This is a genomic window from Citrobacter sp. wls613 (assembly GCF_005281195.1).
Classification (GTDB): domain Bacteria; phylum Pseudomonadota; class Gammaproteobacteria; order Enterobacterales; family Enterobacteriaceae; genus Citrobacter; species Citrobacter gillenii.
In genome coordinates this window covers 258,442-262,122 of the sequence record NZ_SZXN01000065.1, presented here as the reverse complement: position 1 = coordinate 262,122, position 3,681 = coordinate 258,442, and the positions used below count along the sequence as shown (strand labels likewise).

The 3,681-nt window shown below is 54.2% G+C and carries 4 protein-coding genes; all 4 read right to left on the bottom strand.

The features are described from left to right. Nucleotides 1–76: 76 nt before the first annotated feature. Entirely contained in the window at nt 77–361 is a 285-nt protein-coding gene (locus tag FDX01_RS16090; RefSeq protein WP_096757032.1) for a HigA family addiction module antitoxin, read from the bottom strand. Beyond that, nucleotides 361–639, bottom strand: coding sequence for a type II toxin-antitoxin system RelE/ParE family toxin (locus FDX01_RS16085; protein WP_096757033.1), 279 nt, complete (start codon nt 637–639; stop codon nt 361–363). The genes FDX01_RS16090 and FDX01_RS16085 overlap by 1 nt, the downstream gene beginning before the upstream one ends. Nucleotides 640–826: 187 nt before the next feature. Beyond that, nucleotides 827–2,542, bottom strand: coding sequence for an ABC-F family ATP-binding cassette domain-containing protein (locus tag FDX01_RS16080; RefSeq protein ID WP_137400140.1), 1,716 nt, complete (start codon nt 2,540–2,542; stop codon nt 827–829). Between the two features lie 309 nt (nt 2,543–2,851). Continuing rightward, nucleotides 2,852–3,681, bottom strand: an 830-nt coding sequence (gene maeA, locus FDX01_RS23900) for an oxaloacetate-decarboxylating malate dehydrogenase (RefSeq protein ID WP_249360996.1), incomplete at its 5' end; no start/stop codon positions are given.

The following is a 3,681-nucleotide window of genomic DNA, read 5'->3' as shown; positions in this document are numbered from 1 at the left end:
CGCTACCGATGTAGCGCCATTTTTTTGTCCATTAAGACCTGCCGGATAGCGCAGGTTTATCCAGCCTACAATACCGTTACTGTGCTACCAGTTTGCGCAGACGTGAGATATCCACGCTTTTTTGCGCTTCAGCCAGACTCCAGGCATTCTGCAGATTCAACCACATTTCGGGCGAACTGCCGATCACCACTGAAAGTTTGATCGCCATTTCCGGGGTTAATGCTGCCTTGCCCGTTAACAGTCGGCTCGCGGTTGAGGGGGCAATCTCCATTGCTCTGGCAAATTCGCGCAGGCTGACGTTTAACTCATCCAGCGCTTCCTGAATAATATCCCCCGGACGGGGATGATTAGCCATTTTCATCAATGATAGTCCTCGTAATCCAGTATATATGCATCGCCATTAACGAATTCAAACGTAATACGCCAGTTGCCTGAAACAGAAATCGACCAAACGCCGTCGCGATCGCCCGTTAACGCATGCAGTTTATAACCAGGCATATTGATATCTGTTACATGGCTCGCTGCATCAATAACGGCAAGTCGGTGCCGCAATCGCCGGACATGCTTCGCCGTCACGCCTGATGTTCGCCCCTGAAGAAACAAGTCGCGCAATCCTTTGTGTCTGAAGTTCATGATCATCCATACCTTCCTTGTTCCCTCAAAAGGAACACTATCATTAATGTTCCGCTGAACGCAACACTAATAGCCGAATTTTGCCAAAGTGTGCAGCGAGTGCGGTAAAAGGAAAAGCGGGCAGGGGGATAAATGGAAAGCGGCGCGCAAGATTCGCCAGACGGCGACATAATGCCGCCATCCGGCAACCGTTTTACTCCAGTAGTGAATTCAGATGCTCAATCTCCTTGCGCCATTGTGCCTGCAACTGCGGTTTTTGGTGTTTGGTTTTGCGTGCCAGGTCATCAGACAGCCGCTGCTCCAGTTCGAGAAGTTTCTCCAGTATTTCGTCGCCATGATGATGCGGATCAGGAACAACCTTTGCCACCGTTTTGCTCGCCGCTAGCTCACTGGCGGTTTCCTGAATGCGGGCGTTAATCGCTTCCAGGTCGTGCCATTCGCTAAGTTCACCCTCATCAATAAACCAGAAGCGGTTGCAGCTTTGGCGGATAAGCTGACGGTCGTGACTGACCAGCAGCACGCCGCCGCTGAAGTGTTGCAGCGTGTGCGCCAGCGCTTCTTTGCCTTCCATATCCAGATGGTTGGTCGGCTCGTCGAGCATCAACAGGCTATAGCGGGCAAGCGTCAGCCCGATAAACAGCAGGCGCGAACGTTCGCCGCCGCTTAAGGTGCTGACCCGTTGAGCGTGGCGGATCCACGGGAACCCCGCGCTAATCAGTGCCATTTTGCGCACATCCGGCTGCGGGGCAAACGGCTCGAGAGCCTCGAACAACGAATCGTTATCCGCAAGCTGGTTGAGCGACTGGTCGTAATACCCCAGCGTCACCCGCGGGTGCAGCACCAGCGATGTCGAGGTCATTTGCGTCTGATATTGCTGCCAGATAAGCTTTAATAGCGACGATTTTCCACAGCCGTTACGCCCGACAATCGCCACGCGATCGCCGCTTTTGATGCGAATACCGGCAATGGAAAACAGCGTTGCCGCATCCGCTGCCGGAGAGACGGGGAGGTCTGTCATTTCCAGCAAGCGGTCGGCACGCAGGGCATCGCCATTCAATGTTAGTGACCACTGACTTCCGGCGGTGACATCCGTCTGGTCATCCTTCAGGCGCTGCACTTGTTTTTCCATCTGTTTGGCTTGGCGAGACAAATCTTCGTTGTCGTAGACCCGTCCCCAGGTGGCCAGACGTTTGGCGCTGGTAGTAACGCGATCGATTTCCTTTTGTTCTGCCTTATGGCGCAAGGCATCGCTGGCATCTCTGTCCACCAACGCCTGGCGCGCCGCACTACAGGGGAGATCGAACGCATGCAGGGAATGATCCCGGAGGATCCACGTTCCGTGCGTCACTGCATCCAGCAATTGTGGATCGTGAGACACCACCACAAAACTGCCGGACCAGCGCTGTAAAAACTGCTCCAGCCACAGCAATGTGGGCAAATCCAGATGGTTACCCGGTTCATCCAGCAACAGCAGGTCGGGATTGCGCATCAGCGCGCGGGCCAGCAGCAGGCGCGTGTGCTGGCCGCCGCTCAGCGTTTGTGCGGTGAGGTGCAAATTCTCCGGCGTAAAGCCCATTTCTGCGAGTAGTGACTCAACCCGCCATTGCTGACCCGCGCGTTCATGCTCGGGAAGTTGTGCCAGTACGGCTTCCTGGAGTGTTAGCGGCAGGATCTCATCCGGCAAATGCTGTTCTACGCGCGCAAGATGACAGTGATGTGCCTGGGCAATGGATCCGCTGGTGGGAGAAATCGTGCCATCCAGCAGTTTTAACAGCGTGCTTTTGCCGCAGCCGTTGTAGCCGATAAGCCCAATGCGGTCGCCTTTTTTCAGGGTAAAAGTGAGATCGTCGAATAGCGTGCCAAATGCCGTATCAACGTGTAAGGATTGTGCGGTTAGTAATGTGCTCATTGTTGCTTACTCAAGAGTTACAGACGTAAAAACGCCTCGTCAAACATCGCTGACGATAACCCGGTAAGCCCGAGAGAAGGGGATTTAGAAGTTAGCTTCGCTCAAGCAGAAGTTATCGCAGCACGATACCGATAACGCTTGAGCACTGGCGATCGCCAAAAGCATGTGAAACGATCAAACGTTCACAGTACAGCATAAGTATCCTCCTTAGTTTTTCCCGAATGTTAATCGATGGTGAAAGTGTAATCGCAAGTCGCTGAATTGTGCAAGTGTTGAACACCCGGCGGCAGGGCGCCGCCGGGTAAACCGTCAGATAGAGGTACGACGGTAGTCGCGATATTCTGCTTGCCAGAAATTCTCGTCAATCGCCTGCTGCAGGGCTTCAGCCGATGTTTTCACTGCCATGCCTTGCTGCTGGGCCATTTTACCTACGGCAAAGGCTATGGCGCGGGAAACGGTCTGAATATCCTTCAGTTCCGGTAATACCAGCCCTTCGCCGTTCAACACCAGCGGTGAATATTGTGCCAGCGTTTCGCTGGCCGACATCAGCATTTCATCAGTGATGCGCTTGGCGCCAGAGGCGATCACGCCAAGACCGATACCCGGGAAGATATAGGCGTTGTTACACTGGGCAATCGGGTAGATTTTATCTTTCCAGGCGACCGGGGCAAACGGGCTACCGGTAGCCACCAGCGCATTGCCTTCGGTCCAGGCAATAATATCCTGCGGTGTGGCTTCCACGCGCGATGTCGGGTTAGACAGCGGCATGACGATTGGGCGCGGACAGTGCTTGTGCATCTCGCGAATAATTTCTTCGGTAAACAGGCCCGTCTGACCGGAGACACCAATCAGAATGTCCGGCTTCACGTTGCGAACCACGTCGAGCAGAGACAGCACATCTTCTTTCGTATCCCAGTGCTGCAGGTTTTCGCGTTTTTGCACCAGTTTGGTCTGGAACGAGAGCAGGTTCGGCATTTTGTCGGTTAACAGACCAAAGCGGTCAACCATAAACACGCGCTGACGCGCGGCCTCTTCGCTTAATCCTTCACGCTGGATCTGCGCGATGATCTGCTCGGCAATCCCGCAACCGGCGGACCCCGCACCAAGGAAGACAATATTTTGTTCGCTCAACTGGCTGC